This window comes from Micromonospora sp. WMMD1274, from assembly GCF_049179035.1.
GTDB classification, from domain to species: Bacteria; Actinomycetota; Actinomycetes; order Mycobacteriales; family Micromonosporaceae; genus Micromonospora; species Micromonospora tulbaghiae.
Genome location: NZ_JBMHMG010000001.1, coordinates 328,396 through 354,985 on the forward strand (window position 1 = coordinate 328,396; position 26,590 = coordinate 354,985).

Sequence of the window (26,590 nt, forward strand, 5' to 3'; positions counted from 1 at the left end):
GAGACCCCCTACATCGCTATTACTGCGCCCTCAGGGCACAATGAGATAGCCCGCCTGGCTTCGCTGAAGTGTAGGAAGCACCAGTAAACCCTGTACACCCGGTTACCCGGGGCTCGCGCCACCGATAACCGCGCTATTCACCGTCGCCAGGCGCCTCGGGAGTCGCTGGTGGACACCTCGACCACCGGGGCTGGAAAACACGACTCTCCATTGCGAAGATGGAGTAGGTGTCGAGGACAGCCTGGAAGAACTCGTCGGCTTGCTCGACGCTGATACGACGCCGGTGCCACCACAAGGTGAGGTGCATACGTAGCGGCTCACCAGCAAGCGGGACGATCGTAATTCCCGGGCCGCCGCGAGAGGTAGGCTCCACAAGCCGAACAGCCCGCCCCGACGCTATAAGCGGCCCTCCCCCGCCGCTAGGGACGTCGAACTGGATCTTCGGGGTGAATCCCGCCTTGCGGGCCGCCTCCCAGAAAGCGGACAGGGAGCCGTCCTCTCCACCCGGTGGCCTAATCCACGACTCCTCGGCCAGCTCTATTAGTGGCACCTCCTGAAGTGCGGCCAGTCTGTGAGAGCTGGAGATGGCGACGTATACGGGGATCGCCGGCGCAAGCACCCTCTCGCCTAGCTCTCGCGGGAGCGGTATCTGCTGGGATTCCGCGATAGCCAGCACCGCGACGTCCAGGTCGCCGTGCACGAGACGCTGAGCCAAAGTCGAACTGGAAGGCTCAACACACATGGAGAAGGAGATGTGCGGGAAGCTGTCCTCAAGGCGCTGAAACAGTGACGATACGCACTCCATGTGAACGGACCCGAAACGGATCACACCAGCTGGCCCCACGATCTCTCCTCCCAACGCATCCATCTCAGCGACCAGCAGACGAGACCGTCGCACGAACTGCTCTCCGAAGGTAGTCGGGCGAGCACCGCTGCGGCTACGCAGGAATATTTGATGACCGGCCAGTCGCTCGACTCGCTGGAGCAGAGTCGTTACAGAGGGCTGCGAAATCCCGAGCTTGGACGCCGCCTTGGAGATGCTGCCGGTGTCCGCGATTGCGCAAATAGCCCTAAGGTGCCGAATCTCCAGATCCATATAACCAGCCTATCCGCCCACGTCTGGACAAGGAAGTCACCCCACCCCTTCCCCCAGCAAACCCGGAGTGTCCGCACCAACTGTAAGGAATACGTATAAATCTCGGAACCAGAGCGATCGAGCTCGATAGTCGTGCTCTATGGGCCTTCGCTATAACAAACGGTCGATTCGAGCGAGAACACCGCTGTGCAGCTAAGCGAGGTCTTCCAGCAGGTGCCCCGCGAGCGCTTGATGATCCCGGCACCGCGCAAGAGGGTCGTTCGTCATCCGACTCCTCCCCAGCCCTAAGGCAGATCACTCGCGACCTCTGGGCAACGAGTCACCGCGGTCCATGTCCATCGTTGTTAACTGGCTCACGCAGACATCTCATTGCACGGAGGTGTCCGTTTTGCCCTCTACCGCAGCCTCATTCGGCCGGCCAACTGGAGAACAAGAACTAGAAGACCGGTGCGGGCCACTCGGTGGCAGGTGACCGACGTGCGGCATGTCACGGCGATCGGACGAAGTCAGCTGGCTTTCACCGCCAGCACGGGGCAGGATACCCGAAGCAAGATCTCCTGGGCGGTCGATCCCAGGATTAGTTTGCCGATAGGGCTTCGATGCCGTATACCGATGACCACCAGTGACACATCAGCCGCCTCCGCGAGGTCGGCGATCTCCTCGGCTGCATCCCGTCCCTGCATGAGCTGCCGTATCGCGTAGCGAACCTCAGCCGCATCTAGCTCGCGGGTCACCAGATCTAGATCAGGCTGCTGGGCAAAGCACGGGTCTACGTATGCGTCCCCTCGAGAGGTATTAACTACGAGCACCGGCTCGTTGCGAAACCGTGCTTGAATGATAGCGGCGCGCAAGGCAGCCTGGCCCATGGGTGAGGGAACATATCCAACTAGGACCGTCATTCGGTCGCCAACCTTCCGTTCCACCGGCGGAGAACAAGCCGTCGGATGAGGGGCCAGAGAAGCACCACCAGGACAGTCGTGTAGATCAAGTAAGACACCCAGCCGCCTAACAGCCCATGCAATTCACCACCGGAGAGCTGCAATGCGCGTCGACCTTGGAGCTCAGCACGCGGGGCCAGAATCACGCCGACGATCAGCGGCAGGATCGGGAGCCCGAATCGGCGAAGGCCGAAGCCGAGCAGTCCGAGAAGGAGCAGTAGAAACAAGTCGAAGGGCTGCGCGTTGACGGCGTAGGCTCCCATTGAGGCGAAGAAGAGGATACCTGCGTACAGGTAGGGCCGAGGCACGCGCAGCAGCCGGGCCCAGGCTGGAGCGAGCGGCAGGTTCAAAACCAGCAGCAACAAGTTGCCGATGAAGAGGCTGGCGATCAGGGTCCAGACGAGCCCGGACTCCCGTTCGAAGAGCAGCGGACCAGGTTGGATGCCGTACTGTTCGAACGCCGCCAGCATCACTGCGGCCGTGGCGTTGGTGGGCAGGCCGATGGCCAGCATGGGAACTAGTGTGCCGGCGGCCGATGCATTATTAGCGGCTTCGGGGCCGGCGACACCCTCGATGGCGCCTCGGCCGAATTCCTCCTTGTGCTTGGACAACCGCTTCTCAGTGGCGTACGACAGGAACGTGGGAATCTCAGCTCCTCCGGCAGGCAGCGCTCCGAAGGGAAATCCATAAGCGGTGCCGCGCAGCCAGGGCTTCCATGACCGTCGCCAGTCTTCGCGGCCCATCCACGGCCGTCCCACGGGAATGACCTCGGCGGCTCTGCGGCGGAGGTGTGCCGCGATCCAGAGCGCTTCCCCCACGGCGAAAATGCCGACAGCAACGACAACCACATCTATCCCGTCAGCAAGCTGTGGAATGCCGAGAGTGAGTCGCTGCTGTCCGGTCACCTTGTCGATGCCAACCAAGCCGATCAGCAGACCGAGCAGCAACGAGGCGAAGCCCCGCACTCGCGAGGCGCCCAGCACCGCAGTTACTGCGACGAACGCGAGCAACATCAGGGCGAAGTAGTCCGGCGCCCCTAGGCTGATCGCAAAGCGGACCACCGGTGGGGTCACCACTACCAGCAGCAGGGTGGCGATGGTCCCAGCGACGAACGACCCAATCGCAGCTGTAGCCAACGCCTGCGCCGCTCGACCGGCCTTGGCCATCTTGTTGCCCTCGATCGCGGTCACCACGGACGAGGACTCACCCGGAGTGTTGAGCAGGATCGAGGTGGTCGACCCGCCGTACATGCCACCGTAGAAAATGCCGGCGAACATGATGAAGGCCTGAGTGGGCTCCATGCCGTAAGTGACCGGCAGTAGAAGCGCCACGGTCATCGCCGGGCCGATGCCCGGCAGCACGCCGACCGCGGTGCCGATGGTGACGCCGAGCAGCGCGATGAGCAGGTTCATCGGCGTCACAACATGAGCGAATCCATCAAGCAGTGAGTTGAGATTCTGCATTTACAGGATCCCTCTCAGAACGCCGGCCGGCAGGTTCACGCCAAGCCCGATAGCAAATGTGTAGAATGTAAGGAGCGAAAGCCCAAGGGCGAGCAGCAGGTTCCGGATGTGGTGGCGGTTTCCGAGCGCGAAGGCTGCGCCCCAGAAAAGGAGAGTCCCGCTGATCACCCAGCCGAGCGGTTCGATCAGCACCGCGTTAGTCAGGAACACTCCGACGAGAAGCAGCACGGTCCGCCAGTCGATTGGCGTGTCAAGGTCGACGTCCTCGCCGGCCTCAGGCTCGCCAGCGCCGCCTCGGGCCACGTCGATGGCGTAGAATGCGGCGACAGCCAGCAGAAGCAGCCCGAGAAGGATCGGCACCGGTTTGGGGCCCAGAGAGTCGGCACTGCTCACCGCCTGCCCGATCCGTGCTGCGTCGAAAATGACACCGCCACCGACCAGGGCGAGAAAGGCGCAGACGAGGTATTGCGCTCGGTCCGGCTTCGATACAGGCGTTACGGCACCTGCTACCGAGCCGGTCGCTCTCGTAGTATCAGGCGCAGGAGATGCAGGTGGTACTGTGCCATCTTCACTGGATCCCTCGGACGCTGGCTGAATCGGGGTGTCGGGCAGGACCGGTGACCGAGACGGCGAAGCGCCGTCTCGGTCCGGCCGGGAGGACGGGCGGGTCATGCCAGGCCGAGTTGCTTGAGTAGATCGGCCACCGACTTGTCCTGTTCGGTAAGGAAGGCGGCGAACTGATCACCAGTTAGGAAGGCGTCGGTCCATCCACGCTTAGTCAGTTCAGTCTTCCATTCGGTGGAGTCGTGCATTTTTGTCAGAACGTCGATCCATACCTTCTTGTCGGCGTCGCTGATCCCAGGAGGCGCTACAACGCCCCGCCAGTTGGTGAAGACAAGGCCGATGCCAGCGGACTTCAACGTCGGTACATCCTTGAGCGCGTCAACCGGTTCTTCGCTGGTTACGGCGAGAACGCGGAGCTGCCCGGCCTCAACCTGGTCGAGGAATTCCCCGAATCCGCTCGCACCAAAGGCCACCTTGCCGCCGAGGAGAGCCGGTAGCAGCTCGCCGCCACCGTCGTAGGAGATGTAGTTGACTTGACGGGGGTCGATGCCGACTGTTTTCGCGAGCTGCATAGGCAGCAGATGATCCGGACCACCGGGGGAGGAACCTCCGCCGACCGCGATGCTCTTCGGCTTGGCCTTCCAGGCCGCGACCAGGTCGTTTATCGTTCGGTACGGCGAGTTCTTCGGTACGACGATGGCACCGGCCTCCTCGATCATCTTGGCCAGCGGCGTCGTTTTTGTCAGCGTGGCGGACGACTTCGAGGTGTAGGAAGCTCCGACCACGCCGAGGCCCATCTGCATGGCGAGCTTGCCGTTACCCTTCTCGTTCACGATTCTCTGTAGTCCCACCGTGCCGCCCGCGCCGGGGAGGTTGAAGACCTGCACTCCGGTGGCGATCTTTGCGTCGTCCATCACCTTCGCGGCAGTTCGGGCCGTGGTGTCATACCCGCCCCCCGGGCTGTTCGGCACCATGATCCGCAGACCGGTGACCGGCTTCCCGTCGCCGCCGGCCCCCGCCTCCTCCTTCCCTGCGGTGGCGCCACAGCCCCCGAGGGCAAGGGCCGTAGCTGCCGCGACACCTACCACTAGTGCGTTCCATCTGGTTGTCATCATGTTTCTCTTCCGTTTCGAATCAGACCGGCGGCAAGATGATGACCCCTAGGCAGGCAACCCGTCTGCCTTCTGTCACCAGCGGAAGTTGAGGTCTTTGTGGTCGCGGTCATGTCTCGGCGTCGCACGCTCGCCGGGCAGCTCCTCGCCCTCCAACTAGCGATCATCGTCGTGGTCCTCACGGCGGTGGCGGCTGTGTCGCTGGCCCAGTCAGCGGCCACGTTCAATCGAGTCGAAGGCCGCCGAGTTGCCGCCCTTGGGGAGCAGCTCGCCGGCAACCCCCTGCTTCGCGATCGTCTCGCCCGACCAGCGCCGGGCGAGACGATCGCCTCTCTGATACAAAACCTGCCGGTTCAGGCCAACGTGACAACCGTCAGCGTCGCCGACGACAGCGGCCGGATCGTCACCTCTACCAACCCGACGCTTGTGGGCAGTCCCATGGCGCTCGGTGATCCGCGGGTCGCACGCGGTCGAAGCTGGTTCGGCGAGCTCACCGTAGGCGGGACGCGGGAACTCGTGGCACAGGTGCCGGTCCTGGGCGACAGGAAGGAGGAGAACCTCGGGCGACACCTCGGAGTGGTAATGGTCGGGGAGGCGCCACCGTCTTGGTCCCAACGGCTGGTCGGCGCTTCTTCGTACCTCTTCACCTACCTCGGTATTGCCAGCGCTCTGGGGGTGCTGGGATCTTGGCTACTGGCGCGGCGCATCAAGCGGCAAACCCTTGGCCTTGAGCCACGTGAGATCGCGGGGCTGGCCGAACATCGTGAGGCGCTGCTACATGGCATCGCTGAAGGGGTTATCGCTCTGGATCCGCAGCACCGGATCACCCTGGTCAACGCCGTGGGTCGGCGTTTGCTCGACCTGCCCGACCACTGCATTGGCAGCACCTTGTCAGACCTACGGATCGGGGGCCGGTTGCGGGACGTCCTGGCCGGTGCTGACAGCGGGCTGGGGACGCGGGACCAGGTCGTGGTGCGGGGTGGCCGGGTGCTCGTGATGAACCGGATGACGGTAGCCAAGGACGGACGCCGCCTAGGCTCGGTCACCACCCTGCGGGACCGAACTGAGCTAACCAAGCTGGAACAGGAAATCGGCTCCTTCCGCAGCACGACCGAGTCGCTTCGCGCGCAGACTCACGAGTTCGCTAATCAGCTCCACACAATTTCTGGGCTGATCCAAATTGGCGAGCACGAGGAAGTCGTCCGGTACGTCGATGCCCTCAGCAGGCACCGCGCCTCGCTGGATCTCACAGTGACAAGCCGGATTCACGACACTGCGGTGGCAGCGCTACTCATGGCGAAGTCAGCAGTGGCCTCAGAGCGCCGAGTAGAATTGCGAATCTCCGAACGGAGCAGGCTAGACCGGCTCGAGATGGCAGTCTCTGCGGATGTCGGGACGGTGTTGGGAAACCTCATCGACAACGCCATCGAGGCCGTCGCGGGAGGCCGCGATTCTGCCGCTACAGATTCAGAGGTAGTGTTACGTGCCGATGACGAGCTCGAGGTCATTCCCGAGTGGGTGGAAGTCGAGCTACGCCAAGACTCCTCTTCGATTGAGATAATCGTACGTGACTCCGGACCGGGAGTTGCACCCAAACTGGCTCAGGAAGTATTCGCCCATGGTTTTACGACAAAGGCGGCGGAGGGCGGAGAGCGCGGGATCGGGCTGGCGCTCACTCGGATGGTTTGTCACCGTCGCGGCGGTGAGGTCGCGGTGACGAATACGGAAGAGGGGGCCATGTTCACCGCTAGAATATCGGCAGCGATGATCGGGGCAAGCCGATGATAGATGTCCTGATCGTAGACGACGACTTTATGGTGGCACGGATCCATCGCGGGTTCGTTGAACGGATCGAAGGTTTCAGAGTTGTGGCGTCAGCGAGCACCGGCGAGCAAGCGGTCGCCGCCGTCGCCGAATTTCGTCCCCACTTGGTACTGCTTGATCTCTATCTGCCCGACATGTTCGGCCTCGACGTGGTTGCTCGACTACATGGCACGGGGCACGACTGCGACGTTATCGTAATCACCGCCGCCCGGGAAGCTGAGGCCGTGCGCCGAGCGGTCCGGTACGGCGCGGTAAACTACCTGCTGAAACCATTTAGCTTCGAGGAGCTACGCGGTAGGCTCGAACAGTATGCCATTCGACGCAATTCACTGTTGACCAACGATGTGTGCGACCAAACGGACATCGATCGGGCACTTTCGTGTTCTGCTCCAACCACCACCGGCTCGACCTTGCCCCGTGGGCTTAGCTCAGAGACGAGCAGGCTGGTTGAAGAGATTCTGCGAAATCAACCAGCCACCTTGTCTGCTGCCGAGTGCGCGAGCCAGGCCGGAATCTCTCGTGTCAGCGCCCGCCGTTATCTTGAGCACTTCGCAGCTATCGGACGGGCTGCCGTAACTCTTAAATACGGAAACACTGGCCGCCCTGAACGTCGCTACCGCTGGATGGGACGCTAATACTGGTCGTTGACTTCGCCGTTGGAGTCGCGTCAGCTCTGCTTACCCCCAAGCCGTATTAATTCGGTCCACTAGCCTCAGCCCTTCGTTAAGGGCTGTCCACGGGTTGGGCTGGAAACGCAGAAGTGCCTTCTGATCAGGGAAAATAGGGCTTGTCGAGAGTCCTGATCGTCCCGTCACGGAAGGCACTTGCTGGGTGAAGGCTACCGCAACACGTCCGAAGATCGTGGTGACCGGCGACGGGCGAGGGGTGGTCGGTCACGTCGGTGCCCGCCTGCTCGCCGATGTGGCGGACGCGACCGGGTTGACCAGCGCGTTCAGTGAGGCTCTCGCCGGGTTGCGGCAGCGGCAGGGCGGTCACGATCCGGGCCGGATCGCGGTCGATCTGGCGGTGATGCTGGCCGACGGCGGCGAAGCGATCGCCGATCTGGCGGTGCTACGGGATCAGGCCGGCCTGTTCGGGCCGGTCGCCTCCGACCCGACGGCGTGGCGGACGCTGTCACAACTGGACGAGACGCTGCTGGCCGAACTGCGGGCCGCGCGGGCTCAGGCCCGGCAGACGGCGTGGGCCCAGCACGCCGAGACCCACGACCAAGCCTTCCCGCAAGTCAGCGTGGCTGGGCAGATCGTTGCAGGCCTGATCTTGGACATGGACGCCTCGATCGTGCTCTGCCATTCCGAGAAGGAATCGGCGACCCGGACCTGGAAGAAGACGTTCGGATATCACCCGTTGTTCTGCTTCCTGGACAACACTGGCGAAGCACTGTCCGGCCTGCTGCGCGAGGGCCGGGCCGGGTCCAACACCACCGCCGATCACATCACCGTGCTCGACCAGGCCCTGGCCCAGATCCCGGATGAGCACCGGCACGGCGTCCCGATCCTGATCCGCAGTGACTCCGCCGGCTCCAGCCACGGCTTCCTCGCCCACATCCGCGGCCTGCGCGAGCAGCACCTGGACGTCCGGTTCTCCGTCGGCGCCGCGATCACCGAACCCGTCCGGCAGGCCATCACCGCCGCCGCCGGCTGGGTCCCCGCCCTCGACACCGACGGTGAACTACGCGAGCACGCCGAGATCTGCGAGATCACCGGACGGTTCAATGCCACCGGCTGGCCCGAGAGGACCCGGTTCATTGTCCGCCGCGAACGCCCGCACCCCGGCGCCCAGCTGTCGCTGTTCGACACCATCGAAGGCTGGCGTCACCAGCTGATCGCCACCGACACCCCGCCTGGGCAGGGCGGCATCCAGTTCCTGGAGGCCCGCCACCGCGCTCACGCCCGCGTCGAGGACCGCATCCGCTGCGGCAAGAACACCGGCTTCGGCCGGTTCCCCTCCCGACACTTCCCGATCAACCAGGCCTGGCTCCTGCTGGCCCTGACCGGCATCGACCTACTCGCCTGGGCTCAGAACCTGCTCCTCGACGGCGACCTGGCCCGCGCGGAGCCGAAAAAGCTGCGCTACCGGCTGCTGCACGTCGCCGCCCGCCTCACCCGCACCGCCCGCCGAACCCGCCTCGCCATCGCCGCCGGCTGGCCCTGGACGAAAGCGCTGGTCACCGCGTTCGGGCGCCTCGCTGCACTACCACGCCCCGCCAGCTGAACCAGCACCCCCAACGCTCGACAACCGCCACGGAGGAACCCGGCCCACGCGCCGGGCCTTCACCATGCCTGCACCCAGCACGGGCATCCTCAAGCCGGGTTCATCGAGTCGCACCTATCAAAACGCGCCGAAATGAAAGACCGAGGCTAAGGGATGTCTCGTAACCCTGGTGTCTGTCTGTTGAGGACGATCGGGCAGGATGCCTGGGTGCAGGTGATCACCGCGGCCCACTCTGAGTGGATCTTTCCGTTCACCGGGTTGCAGCCCGCCCAGTTCCGCAGGCTGGTCCGGCTGGTCGCCGAGCGTGGCGGTGACGGCATCGCTGACGGCCGGCCGGGTCGGCAGTGGGCCCTGGACCTGGCCGATCGGGTGCTGCTGGTGGCCACCTACTGGCGGACGAACTTGACGATGCGGCAGGTCGGCCCGCTGTTCGGGGTGTCGCACTCGGCTGCGCATCGGGTCATCGACACTCTCGCGCCGCTGCTGGCCCTGGCGCCGGTGCGTAAACGGCCGGTCGAGCAGATCGCGATCGTCGACGGGACTCTGATCCCCACCCGCGATCACCGGCTGGCCGCCCGGAGTAAGAACTACCGGTACTCGACGAACCTGCAGGTCGCTATCGACGCCAGCACCCGTCTGGTCATCGCCGTCGGCGACCCGCAGCCGGGCAACCGCAACGACACGATCGTCTACCGCACCTCGGGCATCGCCGAGAAGCTGGACGGGCGGCCGGTGATGGCTGACGGCGGCTACCGCGGTAACCCGGAGGTGATCATGCCGTACCGCAAGCCCGCCGACGGCAGCACTCTGCCGGACTGGAAAGAAGCCCTCAACATCGAACACCGCACCGTTCGAGCAGGGGTCGAACACGCCCTGGCCAGGATGAAGTGCTTCAAGATCCTGCGCGACTACCGCCGCGCCGCCCACACATTGGCCGACGCCGCTTCCGGCATCGCCAACCTCCACAACATCATCCTCGCCGGCTGACCACCAGCCCGGTGCCGGGCAACGCCTTCAACCAGTTACGAGACGTCCCTTAGGCCAGTCAAAGTCATACTCTTGGAGATGTCCCGTCCGTCGGCGGACCCCGAGTGCTCACCGTCGATTTCACCACGATTGGGTCGCCGCTAACATGCACCGGCATGCTGACGCCGGCGCCAACCCTGGCTTCGAGTCTCGGCGTGAATCCCCTTCCATCCTCGTCACCGGAGACCTCCTGCCCCAGGCCAACACAATCCGCTCTTGCCAGACTTTGCCGTTTTAGCACGTCACAATCTTCGATACAGTATCCCCGTTAGCCCTCGGCCTCAGGCGCAGGCGTGGGGCCGGCTGCCGGGTCCACTCGCTGTCTGCGAATCCACCGCTCATGCCATGCCACACGGCCCCTAAGCCGAGCGCCTGTCGGCGACCCTGACGCGACACTCCCCTCTTCGTCAGGAACACACCTACGACTACTACCCACGGCCTGACCGGCGCAGCAGAGGCAGGGTGCGTGGTAGGCTGCGGGTGGCCAGTGCAGCCCGCCGCTCGCATCCCATCGGGACAGGTGAATGCACACGATATTCTGTCCACTTAGGCTTCCCTCGAGCGTGGGACATGCTGACAACGCGAGCCTCGGCGATCGGTGCCACGCGGAAGGCTGACCGTGACATATAGCAACGACTCAGCTAAGAAACTCGCGAAGTTGCTGCGCAATAATCTGTCTAGGGCGGGCGTAGAAATTCCTCACAGCTTGGCATTGGAAATGATCTCGCAGCTGGCTGGTTTCAGAGACTGGAACGCCTTGACAGCAGTACTACGCAGTGGGCAAGAACGCACCTCGCCACCGGCCATGGACTCGGCTGTTCCGGTTCTACGAGTGATATCTGCAGAGGTTGCGCTTCGGTTCTATACCGAGTACCTAGGTTTCACCGTGGACTGGGAGCACCGCTTCGAGCCCGAGCTGCCCCTCTATGTGCAAATATCGAGGTCCAAGGCGGTGCTGCATCTGTCTGAGCACCACGGAGACGGAAGTCTACATGGAGTGGCGTGGTTTCCGGTCGCCGATGTCTACGCCTTGCGGGACGAGCTGCGCGGCCACTCCGAAATCCCACTGAGGCCGGACGTGGACGAGGAATCCCCCGGGGGCCCTACCCTCGAAGTCATCGACCCCTACGGTAACGTCTTACGCTTTACTCAGCTGATCGATAGCTAGTGCCTCGAACGTTCACGTTATTGAATGGGACGCTGTCCGGCCTGTCGGCCGGGCGGCGTTCTAGGCGGTCAGGCTGTCGCGGTGGCAGATCCTGTATGTGTGCGGCGGCTGAGTGATCAGGAAGGTCAGCAGCTGATCAGGATCACCCGCCAGGGCACCCGTTTCACCACCCGACGGCGTCGGGCATGGTCGTGCTCGCATCTGCCGGCGGCAACACCGTGCCAGCGACCACCCGTCTCGTGCAGGCCGACGAGGACACGATCCGGCAGGTTGTCCGCTGGTTCACCGGACGCCTTCCAGCGGACAAGACGTGGAAGGAGACCGACAATCCGCAGTGCGACGCTACTCCGTCGGTGACGACCAACTCTGGGGCGTCGTGCGGCACCGCAAGAACGCCACGAACACCCTCGCCGCGCTCAAGTCGATCCGCGCTGCCCGCCCGGGCGGAGCACCGATCTACGTCTCTGGACAACCTGTCGCACAAGGGCCTCAAGATCCGCAGATGGGCGGCCCGGAACAAGGTGGAGCTCTGCTTCGCCCCGACTTACGCCTCCTGGGCCAGCCCGATCGAGGCTCCGTTCGGGCGGCTGCGCATCTTCGTCATCGCCGGCTCGGACCAGCCCAACCACACCGTGCTGACCCAAAACCTGTGGGGCTACCTGCACTGGCGCAACGCCAACGTTCGCCACCCCGGCGTCTTGGCCGCTCGACGTTGAGAACGCGCTCACATCCGCAGCGAACGCCAACGACGCTGGGACCAACCGCCACCCGCGCAGCCTGACCCCAACGCCGTGAACGTTCGTGGTCAGAGCACTAGTTGTAATGCCCAGCAGCGTTGTTGACGCGGCTGATGGGTGGTTTGCCGCCGAGCGAGGTGTGGTTGCGGTGGTGGTTGTAGGTGTGCAGCCAGGCGGGTAGAGCGTCAGCGCGTTGCTGGTTGTTGGTGAAGGGTTGGGCGTAGGCCCATTCGTCGCACAGGGTGCGGTTGAAGCGTTCGGCTTTGCCGTTGGTCTGTGGTCGGTAGCGGCGGGTGAAGCGGGCGGTGGCACCGAGGTCGGTCAGGGCCTGGTGCCAGGCTCGGCCGCGGCGGTAGGCCAATGCGTTGTCGGTCATGACGCGTTCGACGCGGGTGATTCCGTGGGTGGCGAAGTGCTCGGCGGCGCGGCGGAGGAAGCCGGCACAGGTGTCGGTCTTCTCGTCGGGGTGGATCTCGGCGTAGGCGAGACGGGTGTGGTCGTCGATGGCGCAGTGCACGTAGTCGAAGCCGACACGGCCGGCGGTGCGGGCACGGCGGTGTTCCAGGCTGTCGCGGCCCAAGATGCGCCAGCCGCCGCCGTCGCGAACCCGGCCGAGTTTCTTGACGTCGACGTGGATCAGCTCGCCGGGCCGGTCGCGCTCGTAGCGGCGGATGAGCTGACCGGTGGGCCGGTCGAGCCAGGCCAGGTGGTGTAGACCGTGCCGCGTCAGAACGGCGTGCACCGTCGAGGCCGGCATCCCGAGCAACGGTCCGAGCCGGCGAGCCCCGAGTTTGCGTTCCTGGCGCAGTTGGCAGACCCGCGCCTCCAACTGGGCGGGCGTCTTGTGCGGCTGGTGGTGAGCCCGGCTGGATCGATCCCGCAGACCAGCGTCGCCCTCGGCCCGCCACCGCTGTAGCCACTTGTAGCCGGTGGCCCGAGAACAGCCCAGTTCCTTCACGACGTGGGCCACCGGCCGACCCTGGTCAACGACACGCGTGATGAGCAGCCGCCGGCCGTGGATGGTCAGCCGGGCATTACGGTGGGCCATGGAGACCTCCGGTTCCGTGTGGGCGTCAGCACCTCACACCTCGCCGGAGGTCTCGCCTCGTCTCAAGCCGCCACGCCGTCAACAACCCTCATGGGCATTACAACTAGTGCTCTACACCGCGATCGCCTGGGAGTACCCGGCCCAAGAGCTGGGTTTCGGCTCGGGGATGACCTGCTGACGCCAACTGCGGGACTGGAATGACGCTGGCGTGTGGCAACGCCTGCACGAAGTGCCACTCGGCACACTCCGCGCCGCAGGCCGGTTGGACATGTCCCGCGCGGTGATCGACGGCTCCCACGTCCGGACGTTCAAGGATGGCCCAACACCGGTCCGAGCTTCGTCGACCGCCGCAAGCCATGTTCGAAACACCACGTCACCACCGATGCAGGCGGCATCCCCCCTCACCACGGCGCTGACCGGCGACAACCGCCACGACGTCACCCAACTGCTGCCCCCGGTCGACGAAATCCTCGCATCAAGGGCATCCGCAGCTGTCCCTGACAGCGCCCCGATCACGCCCAGACGCGGCACCGGCCACGGCTCCGACTCGGCACCCGACGGTGGGTCGTCGAGCAGACCATCGCCCTACTGCACAGGTTCCGCCGCCCGCGCATCCGCTGAGAGATCCGCGACGACATCCACGAAGCGTTCCTCACTCTCACCTGCGCCAGCCGACTCCGACGCTCAATCAGTTAGGGGCTCTAAAGACGATCACCGGAGCCTGCTGCAGCTGGCTTCCCGCTGCAGCCGTTCGGTTCCAGCGGGGCTGCCCTGGGGCGCGGGCGCGAGACAAGACAACTTCTGGCGTTCAACCGGACAGGCGATGCCTTGGCCTGCGGAATCGAGTACTGCCCCGACGAGAGCGCTCACCTAAAGCCGTCGCTGTCGACTCATTCCCAGGGCATGCAGCCGCAACAGAACGATCACTGCCGGACCTCCAGGTGCCCACGGTTCGAAGTCGAGCAGTGCGGTTCCGGCGAGGCGGGTGCAACGCCACCATCGGCACGGCCAACTGCGGCAACGCAGGTTCAACCTCGCGCCGGCACGATCACTACCATCCGCCCTCCCTCGGACGCCCGCAGGCTATCGCAAGGTTCGATGACTGATGCGCCACGCGCGGCAGTAGCCTGCTTGCCCGATCAGTTAAATCAACCAGTGAGGACCAGGATGGCTAAGCAGGAACAATCCAGGCAGTGGCCTTACGCACCCGACAATTCCGGCTTCACCTCGAATCCGCACCACGACCTCAACCCGCTCGTGCCGGGTCTCTACGCCTTGGCCGCGATCTTGCTGGCCATTGCCGCAGCCATGTACCTGACCGACAACAAACGCGATCACCCGCCGCCGAGTGTCCCGTCGACCGATCTAACGAGTGTCCCTACCTCCCTGGCAGCCTCGCCGGGCGTCGACGGCGCTCACGGATCGGGTCATCGCGTGATTGTTGACAAGAAAGCCAACCCCGCGCCGACTCCAGCTTCACGGCCGATGGTCGGAGGACAAGACGGCAAAGCCACTGCTCAGGGCGGTAACGACACAAGCCATAGCGCCCTCTTGTCAGCGGTATCATTTAAGGCCAGCGCGATGACGCCACACCAATCGTTTGCGTGATCGAACTGGCTAAGGGACGTCTCGTAACTCGGTGACCGGTCCATGGTGGATCATGTCGAGGTGCAGGTGATCTCGGCGGCTCGCCAGGAGTGGATCTTCCTGTTCACCGGGCTGCAGCCCGCCCAGTTCCGCAGGCTGGTCCGGCTGGTCGCCGAACGTGGCGGTGACGCAATCGCTGACGGTCGTCCTGGCCGGCAGTGGTCTCTCGACCTCGCCGACCGGGTGTTGTTGGTCGCGGCGTACTGGCGCACGACCTGACGATGCGCCAGATCGGCCCACTGTTCGGGGTGTCGCACTCCGCCGCCCACCGGGTCATCGACACCCTCGGCCCCCTGCTCGCTCTGGCACCGGGACGCCGACGTCGGGTCGACCAGATCACCATCGTCGACGGCACCCTCACCCCGACCCGGGACCACCGCCTGGCCGCCCCGAGCAAGAACTACCGCTACAGCACCAATCTGCAGGTCGCCATCGACGCCCACACCCGCCTCGTCGTCGCCCTCGGCGACCCGCAACCCGGCAACCGCAACGACACCATCGTCTACCGCACCAGCGGCATCCAGCAGAAACTCGACGGGCGGCCGGTCATGGCCGACGGCGCCTACCGCGCCAACCCCGACGTGATCATCCCGTACCGCAAACCCGCCGACGGCAACGAGCTACCCGCGTGGAAGGCGGACCTGAACAAGGAACACCGCACCGTCCGCACGCAGGTAGAACACACCCTCGCCCGCATGAAGACCTTCAAGATCCTGCGCGACTACCGCCACGCCGCCCACACATTGACCGACACCGCCTCCGGCATCGCCCACCTCCACAACATCATCCTCGCCGGGTGACACCAGCACCGGCGCCCGGCAACGCCTCCACCGAGTTACGAGACGTCCTCTAGACGGGATTTGGGCGAATCGCTAAACGCTGCTAGCGCAGCGGCGAGCACACCGAGCGTTGGTAAGAACCTGACAAGCTCGTGCGCACTCCACTCGCGCCGCGCGTCGAGCGACAGTATCCAGCAGGCATCTGGCTGCACACGACCGCCAAAGGCGCGGAGTCGCGCCAAGAACTGTACAACCGTCGAGTGACGGTAGGTGATGATGTCACCTGCATGCGAAAGCTATAGCTGGATGACATGCCGCTTGTGGCGGCGGAGCCGCGAGACAACCTTGCTCTGGCAACAAAGCCTCTGATCAGTCCCGCGTAGCAGTCGCTCCCCTGGCATCGACTGATGCCATCGAGTCGACATCAAGGAGTTACGAGCCGCCTCTGGAGGCCGCAGGCCCTGTCTTTCTCACGGGGCTATGTCGACGCGGGCCGGCAAAGCGCCAGGTTGACGTGGTAGCCAGACACACTGATGGACTATGTAGGGGTTGCCGCCCTTAGCCGCCCGCAACCGGCGCTGCGCCGCAAAGGTTTTGTTCGCCCACGTCGTCGGCGAACGCTGTGGAGTCAGCTGGGCCAGGGTGGCGGTGCCGCAGCGCCGGCGCCAACGCTGAGTCGGCCAGCGCCCCAGCAGTGGTCAGAAAGCCGATCCCCGGCTCTTGCTTATCCGATTCCGTCGCACATAATGGTGCTCGAGGAGGGGAGTATTCCCCAACAGCGGAGTCGTCAGCACGGAAGGGCGCCGACACCACAGGCGTTCCGACCCGGCTCCGCCGGTCGCCATCCCTAGTTGCGGAAGGCGGCGGAAGAGACCTCCGACAGTCACCCGAGTGAGCGTCTGCGCATCTGCCTTCAGGCTACCCGTGCACTGACGCTGCGTGTCTGCCGGAGGATGGATTTGAACGTGTCCGCATTGGTGTGGGCGGTAACGCTGATCGCGATGATCGCGGTCCTGCTCGCCGACCTGTTCATCATCGGCCGGCGGCCGCACGAGCCGAGCGTCCGCGAGTCCAGCCTGTGGGTGGGCTTCTACGTCGGCCTGGCGCTGCTCTTCGGCGTGGTGCTCTGGCTGACCGCGGGTGGGCGCGTGGCAGGGGAGTTCTACACCGGCTGGCTCACCGAGTACAGCCTCTCGGTGGACAACCTCTTCGTCTTCGTGATCATCATGGCCCGGTTCGGGGTGCCCCGGCAGTACCAGCAGAAGGTGCTGCTCGTCGGCATCATCCTGGCGCTGATCATGCGGGGTGGGTTCATCGCGGCCGGCGCGGCGCTGATCTCCCAGTTCTCCTGGGTGTTCTACATCTTCGGCGCGTTCCTCATCTACACCGCGGTGAACCTGGCCCGGCAGGGCGAGCCGGACGAGGGCGAGTTCAGCGAGAACCTGCTGATCCGGTGGAGCCGCAAGGCGCTGCCGCTGTCCCGCGACTACGACGGGGCGCGGATGACCACCCACGAGCACGGGCGGCGCCTGTTCACCCCGATGCTGATCGTGATGATCGCGATCGGCACCACCGACCTGATCTTCGCGCTGGACTCGATCCCGGCGATCTTCGGCATCACCCAGGAGCCGTACCTGGTCTTCACCGCCAACGTGTTCGCGCTGATGGGGCTGCGGCAGCTCTACTTCCTGCTCGGCGGTCTGCTGGACCGGCTCATCTACCTCAGCTACGGGCTCGCCGTGGTGCTCGGCTTCATCGGCGTGAAGCTGGTGCTGGAGGCGCTGGCCGAGAACAGCCTGCCGTTCATCAACGGCGGCGAGCACGTGGCGTGGGCCCCGCACATCCCGATCTGGCTCTCGCTGACGGTCATCCTCGGCACCCTGGCCGTGGCCACGGCCGCCAGCCTGGCGAAGTCGTCGCGGGACCGGCGCCGGGAACTGGCCCAGGCACGTCGCTGACCCACCCGTACCGTCGGGGCGCTCCCATCCCGGGGGCGCCCCGCGGCGTGTCGGGGGTCAGACGCGGTGGGCGCCGACGAGGGTGGCCGTCCGGTCGGCAGAAATCCGGACACTCTCCCCTGCACGGTAGCCGACACGTGACCGCTGCGAAGCTCCTGACCCGCGTCGGCTCCGTGTGGCTTCGGGAGGCCGACCACAATGCTCCTGGTGGACGGTCTACCGTTCCGCGATGAGTTCCAGTCGCTGCAGTGCCCTACGACCGACCCACCCATCCCTGACAGGGAACGCCTCGGAGTTCACGACGGCGTCTCGCAGGGGTATAGCCCAGCGATGTTCGAGAAGAAGTGCGACCACGCCCGTTCCTGCTCGCATCGAGTCACGTAGCTGGGGAATGTCGTCTCCCTCGAAAAGGTAGCCTTTCCCACCGGAGGTGCTCTCTCCCATCACTGCCGATGCGCTAGATTCACGTAATAGCCTGTCCAGCAGTTCTCCGGAGTGAGCGGCTGGCAGAAGGTCCGCGCCGGACTGCCGTTCGATGGTACGGTTCCGTCGCATCAGGACGGTAAGCACGTCGAGCACCCGTATCTGATCATTGGCCCGCAGTTCCTTTAATTTCTTTCCAATTCCAAGGGGAACCTCGTCGCCCTCGAAACCAATCAGCAAAACCTGCACGGGCCCAATCATAACTACCCCCTAATTCTCCTGGACGAGCTCTCGCTGCCCCAGCACACGACCAAACAGTCGCTTCGGCCGCAAAGTATCACGGCCTCATCCGGCGGTAATCCGAACTTACTATCATCACGTACCTGGGCGCGGGCAGCAGCAAAAAGTTAGCCTTTCGTCGGACCACGGAAGATGCTAGATGCTCGCCGGGTGGCTCCGAACAACCTGCTGTCGGCCACCGAGACAGCTAGCGCTACGCGCACCATGATCAGCTGCCGTGCGACGGATCACCCACTCAGCCGGTAGGGGCCGCCAGTGGTTGGCGGGCGTACCCGAGGCCTACGGTCTACGGTAGTCATTCGTCTCGCGCAGGAGGCCTGCAACGCCGTCCCTCCAACAGAACGTCGCCGGTGGCGGCCTGTTACGAGCGCGACGCCGTGTCGCGCGGCGAGGGCTTACGGACAGGACCAATCCCCTGTCCTAGCGGCGAGCAGCACGCGTTCGGCGCCAAATCACCGATGGCGCACGGCTTCAGCCAGGGCGCGCTACCGCGTCTATCACTCGTGCTGGCGCCGGCGGCCGTGGCGCCTCGACCGGATCCACGACATGCCGCCCGGTCGTGATCACAATCGCTGGCGGCGGCAGGACGCCCATCAAGTCCGCCAGCAAGCGCGACGACGCCGCAGTGCGGCAACGCCCCCCCTCGATCCCCCAGGGTCAAGCGGGCGGGAGATGGGCAGCGGCATTCACCACCGCGTCGAGCCACCGCAGCTCCTGAGTCGCTGACGTTGGACAACGAGTGGCTACACGCGCTTCCAGTCACTGCCGGGGCCAGTACATCCGTTCCTTGACTCAGCAGTCAGGATATCGAGCACTCCGGTGACCTGGAGTACCCGGCGCGTCATGCCACAGGCATTTGTCGCCCGGAAAGTGGCCCCTCTGTAGTTTGCGGCGCGGCACGCATCCAGGAGCGCACGGATGCCGCTGGAGTCGCAGAAAACCAACCCGGCGAGATCAATGATCAACAGGTGAGGACGGTACTCGGTGAGGCCATCATCGACGGCAGCCTCCAGCATTTCGACGGTGGCCATGTCAAGCTCCCCCACGAGTGTGAGCCGCACGATGTTGCCCTCGACCCGTCGCGCGATCTTCAACACGCCTCCTAGGATCCCTCCCGGCCGATAGACCGAGCCTAACGAATAGGCCAGCGCCAACCGCCATCTTCCTACCAGCATGAGCAGCGCCATGGGCAGCACTGATCGCGTGGAGTGATCATCTCAGCTACAGAGGGCAGCTCATACCATCTGGGGATAGCGCCTTTCCGCGGCCCGTTTGTCCCGGCTAACCTCAATGAGGCCCCAGCCAGGGGCCGCTGCAGCGGCCTGGTCGTCGCACCGGCACAGGCCGCTATCCCCCCCAACGGGCTTAGGCCCAATCATCGATAGTCTCTATCGGTAGATGCAGGAACGCCCCCTCCTGACCGAGGGGGCGTTCCTGTTGAATATGGCCCTCCCGGAGGCGTCCACGGCTACGGTTGGCTCTTACAGCGGCAGCGCTTAGCGCCCAGAAACGTTCTACTCGAGCACCACCCTCAACCGCACTCACGGGGGCCCGTTGACCACTCCTGATCCGCCGGACGAACGCGACGCGCCGTCTTCGCACGAGCAGCACGCAGTAGTTCCGAAGCCGCCTGACGCCCTCGCCATCGGGCGTCCACAAAGCCGTCGAAGGTGGAAGTGGAATGTGATGGCGACTGCCGTAGTCCTGACGGGCGCAGGCGGAACGGCCTTCACGTTGATGTCTCATGACCGGGACATGGCAGTGGAACGCTGCCAAGCGGCGATTGAAGACAAGCTGCGCTCACCCTCAACAGCCAGGTATGGCGACGCCACTGTCAAAAGCACAGGCGGCGAATTCGGCACCCGCTACAACATCGCCGGCAAGCTGGATGCCCAGAATGGTTTCGGTATCGTGACACGGGGAGAATACCGGTGCGACCTGACCAAGGAACGGAATGGGAACTGGGTCGTCACGGAAGCAGCGGTGGACCTCGACTAGACCCTGCAGCGGTTATCCCACCGCCCGCAGGGGATCCATGAGGTACATAGGCGATGCAAAAATTTCATCGGGGCGGAAGCCCACAGTCATAGGCCACTAATTGATACCGCCGGCTTCCAGGTACGAGAATGCGGTGAGATCTGAACCAACTCTGCTGCTCCCGCCCAAATTCCTACGCGGCCTTGGTTACGACGGCACCGAGAGCGGCTCGAGGACCGAGCGCAGCGCATGGGTGAGAGCTCACGCCTCCGGCCGGATCAGGTAGCTGAAGGCGGAACGCGCGGCTGAGGCCCACGTGGACACGGCAGCCGACGACGGGCTGAGGGAGATCTGGTGCAGCGAAATGAGGAGGTCTCCCCAAGCGCATTGCGAGCGGCGGCGCAAGGCCTATTCATCCACGTTTCTAGCACCTCCATTCGCGCGATGAGATGATTATTCCAGACCGAGCCCCCGTCCAGTTGACGAAAGCTCAGCGGCAGTCACTGCACTTGTGCGGACGTGCCGGCTACATGGACTTGTCGAACAGCCAGCTACACATTTTGATAGCTACCCTACGTATCTGTATATCGGATCGCCATAGGAGCATGCGGTCAGGCAGAGGAAACGTTATCCTGATATGGCCCCCAGGCCCGTAGGGTGGCCTGGGTCAGCTCAGACCCAGGCCACCCATCCGGAAGAACTTCATCCGACGGCGTCGGGAGTGGGCGACGTTCTTATCGGCGCGCCCACCATCACGGTTAACGGCCGGTCAATGAATACGCCGAAACAACTCTTTGCATCGATGAGAACCGGCGAAATGCCCTACCGCCGGCGCCAGAGCTACCACCAAATCCGCATTATTACTCAGATAGTGCTTGCCAGCGCACCGAAGCTGCCGGCTACGGAAGGCAGAAATCGAGTGTTTCTTAGTGTGGCTCTGCAGCACAGATCCGACGCGCTTTCCCAACGTTGTTCGCATGTTCTGGGCGCACGGCTCTAGCAGCCCCCGCGCAGATTGCTCGGCATCTACGATCACATAGATGGCAGACACGCGGACCAAAACCGAGCCTATAGTCGAATGGTATGGAGCTCCTGTTGGTGAAGCCGCGATGGGGGTGCAAGATGGGTAGGCCTCGTCCGTCAATGGAGGAGGGCCCCGGGGGCGGGGTAGCTGTCGCCGGTGAGATGCGCCCCCGAGGTCGGCGGATGCCCGGCCTACAGGCCGGGCATCCGCCGCTCTTCGCACAGTGGCCTCGTCGCATCAACCTAACTGAGGACCGATGCGGCGAGGCCCGTGATTTACAAGAGGGAGACTTCAGACAAGGTCTGCCGTCTTTCACCTGAGCCCACGGTCCGCGTGACTGCCAGCCACTCGGCATCATCTTGCCGAAGCCGTAGACCTTGGCACAAGCTGGAGATGGAGACGTTTTTACATCGCAGGCTTCTGCGCTTCTGCCTCTCCCACCCCTTAGCCGTATCGCCCCGACACGCCGATAGACCACGGGGCTGACACCGACATATTCGTCCGATCGTGGTCGTGTGAAGAGCCGTGTCAGGGCTGACACTAACTCCGCTGCCCTAGTTGCCTTTTGATTGTTCCCGGCCGGGACCTCGGTCGGTCCGGTATGACTTCCTTTCCCTGTCGTTGCGATGATCCGGGGGCGTTGTCGCCGGTCGGGGTGGCGTCGGTGGACCTTTGATAGGGGCACGGCCGCCCGTGGGGTAGATCTCTTCGTACCATGGCTGCCGGCAGTGCGACGCTCAGACCAGCGGCCGACACCACGGGACGATGCGTGAAGGCGAGTCTGGTACGCCACGAATATTGGCCTCTACCTCGGCTTGGACGTCGGCACAGAGGGCCACCACACGATCGAGCTGGCTCCGGAAGGTAGACGGCTACACGACGCGGCCTTGCCGAATACTGAGGGCGACTGCGGCAGTTGTTCGACAAGCTGGCCTGCCAGGGACGGGTGCTGGTGGTGGTCGACCAACCGACCTCGATCGGCGCCCCGCCGGTCGCGGTGGCGCGGGCGGCGGGGGCATCAGGCGGCCTACCTGCCCGGCCTGGCGATGCGGCGCATCACGGACCTGCACCCCGCATCATCGCCGACACCGCCGCACCCTGCCCCACACGCTGCGCCGGGCCGACCCTGCCCGAACTGGAGTCCTCGTCGGGTTCGACGACGACCTCGCCGACGTGTCCAACCGCATCCGTGGCCTGCTCACCCAGATCCATCCCGCCCCGGAACGAGTCCTCGGCCCGGAAGTGCACCAGAAAGCCGTGTTGGAGCTGCGGTCCCGCTGCGGCGGACCGGCCGGCCTCTGAAGGCCGGCCACCGCAGACTGCTGTCCGCCGCCGTCCACGCACGGCGCATGGGTGGACGGCTCGCCGCCCAGATCATGACCGCCCCGACGAGCAGACCGCCACCGCCCCCCGGCACCACCGCGGCGGAGACACGATGTTGCCCCGCCCTCGCCGAACGCCTCCACGACGTCCTGCGACAACGCGTCCAGGTCGCCGGCGAGGTCGAGCAGATCCTTGATGCTCACACCCTCTCGCCCGGCCCTGACCTCGATGCCCGGCTCGGCGCCGTGACCGCCGCCCGGTTCCTGCTCGAATCCGCGACGGCACCGCATTCCCCACCCGGCCACCTCGCCGCCTACGCCAGACTGGCCCCGTCACCCGCACTCCGGCAGCAGCATCCGCGGCGGACACCCACGCACCCGACGCTGCTGCGAGGCCCTACACGCCATGCTCCGCGACAAAATCCCCTACCAACAACGCCCCCAAGCCCCATCCCCGCCAGACCAAACCCATAGGGACACCCCTGTCGGCTCCGCCTGAAAACTGACCCCGTGGTTCCGGCTGAATTTTGACCCCTTCCGGAAGCATCGGGAGGTGCTGAGCGTGGAGGACTGGGCGGAGATCCGTCGGTTGCACCGAGCGGAGCGGATGGCGATCAAGGCCATCTGCCGTCGGCTGGGGGTCTCGCGGAACACGGTGCGTAAGGCCTTGGCCAGTCATGAGCCGCCTCGCTATCAGCGGGCGGCGAAGGGCTCGATCGTGGACGCGGTCGAGCCGCAGATCAGGGCGTTGTTGGCGGAGTTCCCGGATATGCCAACGACGGTGATCATGGAGCGGGTCGGGTGGACCCGCGGCAAGACGGTGTTCGCCGATCGGGTGCAGCAGCTGCGGCCGTTGTTCCGCCGCCCGGATCCGGCGCAGCGGACGGAGTATCTGCCGGGAGAGCTTGCGCAGTGTGATCTGTGGTTCCCGCCGGCGGACGTGCCGTTGGGCTTCGGGCAGGTCGGCCGGCCACCGGTGCTGGTGATGGTGTCCGGGTATTCGCGGTGGCTGTCAGCGGTGATGATCCCGACCAGGCAGTCGCCGGACCTGCTGGCCGGGCACTGGACGCTGATCTCCGGCTGGGGACGGGTGCCCAAGGCGTTGGTGTGGGACAACGAGTCCGCCGTCGGTCAGTGGCGGGCCGGCAGGCCGCAGTTGACCGAGGCGATGAACGCCTTCCGCGGCACCCTCGGCATCAAGGTGATCCAGTGCCGGCCGGCGGACCCGGAAGCCAAGGGCCTGGTCGAGCGGGCCAACGGCTATCTGGAGACCTCGTTCCTGCCCGGACGCCGCTTCGCCTCACCGGGTGACTTCAACGCCCAGCTCACCGACTGGCTGGTGCGGGCGAACAACCGCCAACACCGGATGCTGGGCTGCCGCCCGCTGGACCGGTGGGACGCCGACCGGGCCGCCATGCTGCCACTGCCACCGGTTGCGCCGGTGGTCGGCTGGCGGCAGACCACCCGCCTTCCCCGCGATCACTACGTCCGCTTGGACGGCAACGACTACTCGGTGCACCCATCAGTGGTCGGCCGGCGGGTCGAGGTTACCGCCGACTGCGACCAGGTGACGGTGTCCTGCAACGGCCGGACAGTGGCCCGGCACGACCGCTGCTGGGCCAAGCACCAGAGCATCACCGACCCCGCCCACCGGCAAGCCGCCGCCGACCTGCGCGTCGCTGCCCAACGCACCCCGACGACCGCCGTTGACGCTCAGGTCGAACGCCGGCCGTTGAGCGACTACGACCGCCTGTTCGGCCTCGACGTTGAGGTGGCTGCGTGATGGCCGCCAAGACCAGCCGCAACGTCGCATCCGAGATCGCGTTCCTCACCCGCGCCCTGAAGGCGCCGTCCCTCGCTGCCTCCGTCGAACGCCTGGCGGAGCGGGCCCGGGCCGAGTCGTGGACGCATGAGGAGTTTCTCGCCGCCTGCCTGCAACGTGAAGTCGCCGCCCGCGAAGCCCACGGCGGTGAAGGACGCATCCGGGCCGCGAGGTTCCCGGCCCGCAAGAGCCTGGAGGAGTTCGACTTCGAGCACCAACGGTCCTTGAAGCGGGAAGCGATCGCTCACCTGGGAACCCTCGACTTCGTGGCGTCGAAGGAGAACGTCGTCTTCTTGGGTCCGCCCGGCACCGGCAAGACGCACCTGTCCATCGGCCTGGGGATCCGGGCCTGCCAGGCCGGATACCGGGTCGCGTTCGCCACCGCCGCCCAGTGGGTGTCCCGCCTCGCTGACGCCCACCACGCCGGCCGCCTGCAGGACGAACTGGTCAAGCTCGGCCGGATCCCGCTGCTGATCGTCGACGAGGTCGGCTACATCCCCTTCGAAGCCGAAGCCGCGAACCTGTTCTTCCAGCTGGTGTCTAACCGCTACGAACGAGCCTCGCTGATCGTCACCAGCAACAAGCCCTTCGGCCGCTGGGGCGAGGTCTTCGGCGACGACGTGGTGGCCGCCGCCATGATCGACCGCCTCGTCCACCACGCCGAGGTCATCTCGATGAAGGGCGACAGCTACCGCCTCAAAGACCGCGACCTCGGCCGCGTCCCCGCAGCAACCAAGACCAACGACTGAACATCAACAAACCAGCGAAGGGGTCAAAATTCGGCCGGAACAGAGGGGTCAAAGTTCAGCCGGCGTTGACAACCCCGACCGGGTGAGCGCGGAAGGTTAGGCCTCCTGGATGCAGTGACCGACGGCCCGGACATGCCAGACAGATTGGCCGTCCTGCAGCGGATACGGCTCGGGTGAGGGGTACGCCTTAGGCACACGCCGCCGTCGTCTGGCGTCTGTGGGGCGCCACCTTGGAGCTCAGCCCCAGACGCACAACAGCCCGGGAGCAGGGATCGCTCGCCGGGCTGATGGCACACCCCACCTGTTGGTGGATAGCCAAATGATGAGGCCGTCTCCGGGCCTCGGTCAAGTCGACTCGTACCCCAACGTCGCTTGGCTTCGGCGTTAATCGTGGCGTGGTGTAGCGACGGCCAGCGCGGTCGATCACCGGTGGTTTGCGAAGACATCCGAGGACTCTTCGGCGGCGCGCGCCACACCCTAGGCCTCGCCCATAACGGGCCGTCCTGGGTGGCGTGTCTGTGGCCAATCCGTGCGGGCCGAGCCACGCGGAGGCTGGGCATCTGGTAGCGGGGCTGTTGTCCGACGCGGAATGGAAAACCCGCCAGGCGCTGCGGAGCGGGCAGGTCTCGGTAATCCGCGGCGATGCAGCGGGTGCTGCGCACGGCGGTGTGGGACGCTACGCCGTCCGCGATGACCTGTGTGAGCGATTAATCGAGCAGTTCGGATCCAGACTCGATGCGGGCCCGTGACGAGGACCGGGGTTTTGAAGAACGTGTGCTCGCGACCACAAGAGGAGCGCCAGCCAGCCGGCGCCGTTCTCCACCCGCGCGATGGCCGCCTCTCGCCCACCAGCGCGGACGCTATCGTGTTGGTCCGGCTCGACGGGGATGAGTCGCGCTTTTGCCAGTAGTTCCAGGCCCATGTAGCGGCGTCCTTCGGTCCATTCGTCGGTTTGTTCGGCCAGGACGGCGCCGACGAGGCGGATGATGGCGCGGCCGGTTGGGAAAATCACGAGGTCCTCGCGTGGCGCTCCCCGAGCACGCCCGGCATTGGTTCGATCTGGTGACGACGCCAAGCCCGAGTCCGGTCCTGCTACTAGCGCAGACAAGGCAAGGTGAGGATGGAGTAGCAGGCGCTGTACTTGATGCCGGGTCAAGCCATGGAGCTTGGCTCCGGCACCTCCTCGGGCTTTACCGAGCGCACCCGCTGTGCAGTAGCGCTGCAGACGTGATCAGTTTGCCCTGGCCAAGAACTTCCGTCACCGACGCCGCCACATGGCTTCGCCTTTCTTGGGTGAGGAGGTGACCGGCGTCCGCGAAGGCCCGAAGTTCGAGTCCCAGATTGCGCTTCACCGCCGGGCCGAGTACACGGAACGGAAGAG

At 65.0% G+C, this 26,590-nt stretch carries 18 protein-coding genes and 5 pseudogenes; 14 read left to right on the top strand and 9 right to left on the bottom strand.

The features are described 5' to 3' along the window. Positions 1 to 133: 133 nt before the first annotated feature. From ACN27D_RS01170 to ACN27D_RS01190, 5 genes are all read right to left on the bottom strand, one after another. Positions 134 to 1,096: a LysR family transcriptional regulator gene (locus tag ACN27D_RS01170; RefSeq protein WP_120569303.1), complete on the bottom strand. Its 963-nt coding sequence runs from the start codon at positions 1,094 to 1,096 to the stop codon at positions 134 to 136. Positions 1,097 to 1,602: 506 nt separating this feature from the next. Beyond that, positions 1,603 to 1,995, bottom strand: a complete 393-nt coding sequence (locus ACN27D_RS01175) for a universal stress protein (RefSeq protein WP_120569302.1) — start codon at positions 1,993 to 1,995, stop codon at positions 1,603 to 1,605. Beyond that, the gene (locus tag ACN27D_RS01180) at positions 1,992 to 3,497 is read right to left on the bottom strand and encodes a tripartite tricarboxylate transporter permease (RefSeq protein WP_120569301.1); all 1,506 of its coding nucleotides are present in this window, start codon (positions 3,495 to 3,497) and stop codon (positions 1,992 to 1,994) included. Before ACN27D_RS01180 ends, ACN27D_RS01175 begins: the two co-directional genes overlap by 4 nt. Beyond that, on the bottom strand, positions 3,498 to 4,169 hold the full coding sequence (locus ACN27D_RS01185) for a tripartite tricarboxylate transporter TctB family protein (RefSeq protein ID WP_421498289.1): 672 nt from the start codon (positions 4,167 to 4,169) through the stop codon (positions 3,498 to 3,500). Then, positions 4,166 to 5,149, bottom strand: a complete 984-nt coding sequence (locus tag ACN27D_RS01190) for a Bug family tripartite tricarboxylate transporter substrate binding protein (RefSeq protein WP_421498290.1) — start codon at positions 5,147 to 5,149, stop codon at positions 4,166 to 4,168. The genes ACN27D_RS01185 and ACN27D_RS01190 overlap by 4 nt, the downstream gene beginning before the upstream one ends. Positions 5,150 to 5,272: 123 nt before the next feature. Between ACN27D_RS01190 and ACN27D_RS01195 the strand changes: the two genes are divergently transcribed. The 6 genes and pseudogenes from ACN27D_RS01195 to ACN27D_RS01220 form a co-directional block, all read left to right on the top strand. Next, on the top strand, positions 5,273 to 6,958 hold the full coding sequence (locus ACN27D_RS01195; RefSeq protein WP_205776026.1) for a sensor histidine kinase: 1,686 nt from the start codon (positions 5,273 to 5,275) through the stop codon (positions 6,956 to 6,958). After that, positions 6,955 to 7,632: a response regulator gene (locus ACN27D_RS01200; RefSeq protein WP_120569298.1), complete on the top strand. Its 678-nt coding sequence runs from the start codon at positions 6,955 to 6,957 to the stop codon at positions 7,630 to 7,632. Before ACN27D_RS01195 ends, ACN27D_RS01200 begins: the two co-directional genes overlap by 4 nt. Positions 7,633 to 7,828: 196 nt before the next feature. After that, positions 7,829 to 9,229 (top strand): IS1380 family transposase, encoded by a 1,401-nt coding sequence (locus tag ACN27D_RS01205; RefSeq protein WP_421498291.1) that lies wholly within the window; start codon positions 7,829 to 7,831, stop codon positions 9,227 to 9,229. Positions 9,230 to 9,436: 207 nt separating this feature from the next. Beyond that, complete coding sequence (locus tag ACN27D_RS01210; protein ID WP_421498245.1) at positions 9,437 to 10,216, top strand: transposase family protein; 780 nt, start codon at positions 9,437 to 9,439, stop codon at positions 10,214 to 10,216. A 658-nt stretch (positions 10,217 to 10,874) separates the two neighbouring features. Further along, on the top strand, positions 10,875 to 11,423 hold the full coding sequence (locus ACN27D_RS01215) for a glyoxalase superfamily protein (protein WP_421498292.1): 549 nt from the start codon (positions 10,875 to 10,877) through the stop codon (positions 11,421 to 11,423). A 343-nt stretch (positions 11,424 to 11,766) separates the two neighbouring features. Then, positions 11,767 to 12,136: pseudogene (locus ACN27D_RS01220) on the top strand (transposase); the annotation flags it as partial. Positions 12,137 to 12,236: 100 nt separating this feature from the next. On the opposite strand, the gene ACN27D_RS01225 reads toward ACN27D_RS01220, so the two are convergent. Further along, positions 12,237 to 13,208, bottom strand: coding sequence for an IS481 family transposase (locus ACN27D_RS01225; protein ID WP_421498293.1), 972 nt, complete (start codon positions 13,206 to 13,208; stop codon positions 12,237 to 12,239). Between ACN27D_RS01225 and ACN27D_RS01230 the strand changes: the two are divergent. The 4 genes and pseudogenes from ACN27D_RS01230 to ACN27D_RS01245 all read left to right on the top strand — a co-directional run. Next, positions 13,207 to 13,826 (top strand): annotated as a pseudogene (locus ACN27D_RS01230) (IS5/IS1182 family transposase); the annotation flags it as partial. The gene ACN27D_RS01225 and the pseudogene ACN27D_RS01230 sit on opposite strands and share 2 nt — an antisense overlap. A gap of 549 nt (positions 13,827 to 14,375) precedes the next feature. Next, on the top strand, positions 14,376 to 14,816 hold the full coding sequence (locus ACN27D_RS01235; protein WP_421498294.1) for a hypothetical protein: 441 nt from the start codon (positions 14,376 to 14,378) through the stop codon (positions 14,814 to 14,816). Positions 14,817 to 14,876: 60 nt separating this feature from the next. Beyond that, positions 14,877 to 15,655: pseudogene (locus ACN27D_RS01240) on the top strand (transposase family protein). A 938-nt stretch (positions 15,656 to 16,593) separates the two neighbouring features. Then, positions 16,594 to 17,592 (top strand): TerC family protein, encoded by a 999-nt coding sequence (locus tag ACN27D_RS01245; protein WP_421498295.1) that lies wholly within the window; start codon positions 16,594 to 16,596, stop codon positions 17,590 to 17,592. A gap of 216 nt (positions 17,593 to 17,808) precedes the next feature. On the opposite strand, the gene ACN27D_RS01250 is transcribed toward ACN27D_RS01245, so the two are convergent. Together ACN27D_RS01250 and ACN27D_RS01255 are read right to left on the bottom strand one after the other, a co-directional pair. Next, complete coding sequence (locus ACN27D_RS01250; RefSeq protein WP_421498296.1) at positions 17,809 to 18,264, bottom strand: hypothetical protein; 456 nt, start codon at positions 18,262 to 18,264, stop codon at positions 17,809 to 17,811. A gap of 794 nt (positions 18,265 to 19,058) precedes the next feature. Then, positions 19,059 to 19,412, bottom strand: coding sequence for an STAS domain-containing protein (locus ACN27D_RS01255; RefSeq protein ID WP_421498297.1), 354 nt, complete (start codon positions 19,410 to 19,412; stop codon positions 19,059 to 19,061). A gap of 658 nt (positions 19,413 to 20,070) precedes the next feature. On the opposite strand from ACN27D_RS01255, the gene ACN27D_RS01260 reads away from it, so the two are divergent. From ACN27D_RS01260 to istB, 4 genes and pseudogenes are all read left to right on the top strand, one after another. Next, positions 20,071 to 20,313, top strand: coding sequence for a hypothetical protein (locus tag ACN27D_RS01260; RefSeq protein WP_358178141.1), 243 nt, complete (start codon positions 20,071 to 20,073; stop codon positions 20,311 to 20,313). A 1,800-nt stretch (positions 20,314 to 22,113) separates the two neighbouring features. Beyond that, positions 22,114 to 23,137, top strand: a pseudogene (locus ACN27D_RS01265) (IS110 family transposase). Between the two features lie 54 nt (positions 23,138 to 23,191). Next, the gene (gene istA / locus ACN27D_RS01270) at positions 23,192 to 24,421 is read left to right on the top strand and encodes an IS21 family transposase (protein ID WP_252454809.1); all 1,230 of its coding nucleotides are present in this window, start codon (positions 23,192 to 23,194) and stop codon (positions 24,419 to 24,421) included. Further along, positions 24,421 to 25,209, top strand: coding sequence for an IS21-like element helper ATPase IstB (gene istB, locus ACN27D_RS01275; RefSeq protein ID WP_364816650.1), 789 nt, complete (start codon positions 24,421 to 24,423; stop codon positions 25,207 to 25,209). The genes istA and istB overlap by 1 nt, the downstream gene beginning before the upstream one ends. A gap of 877 nt (positions 25,210 to 26,086) precedes the next feature. Here the strand turns inward: istB and ACN27D_RS01280 are convergent. Continuing rightward, a pseudogene (locus ACN27D_RS01280) lies at positions 26,087 to 26,233 on the bottom strand (IS256 family transposase); the annotation flags it as partial. Positions 26,234 to 26,590 lie beyond the last annotated feature (357 nt).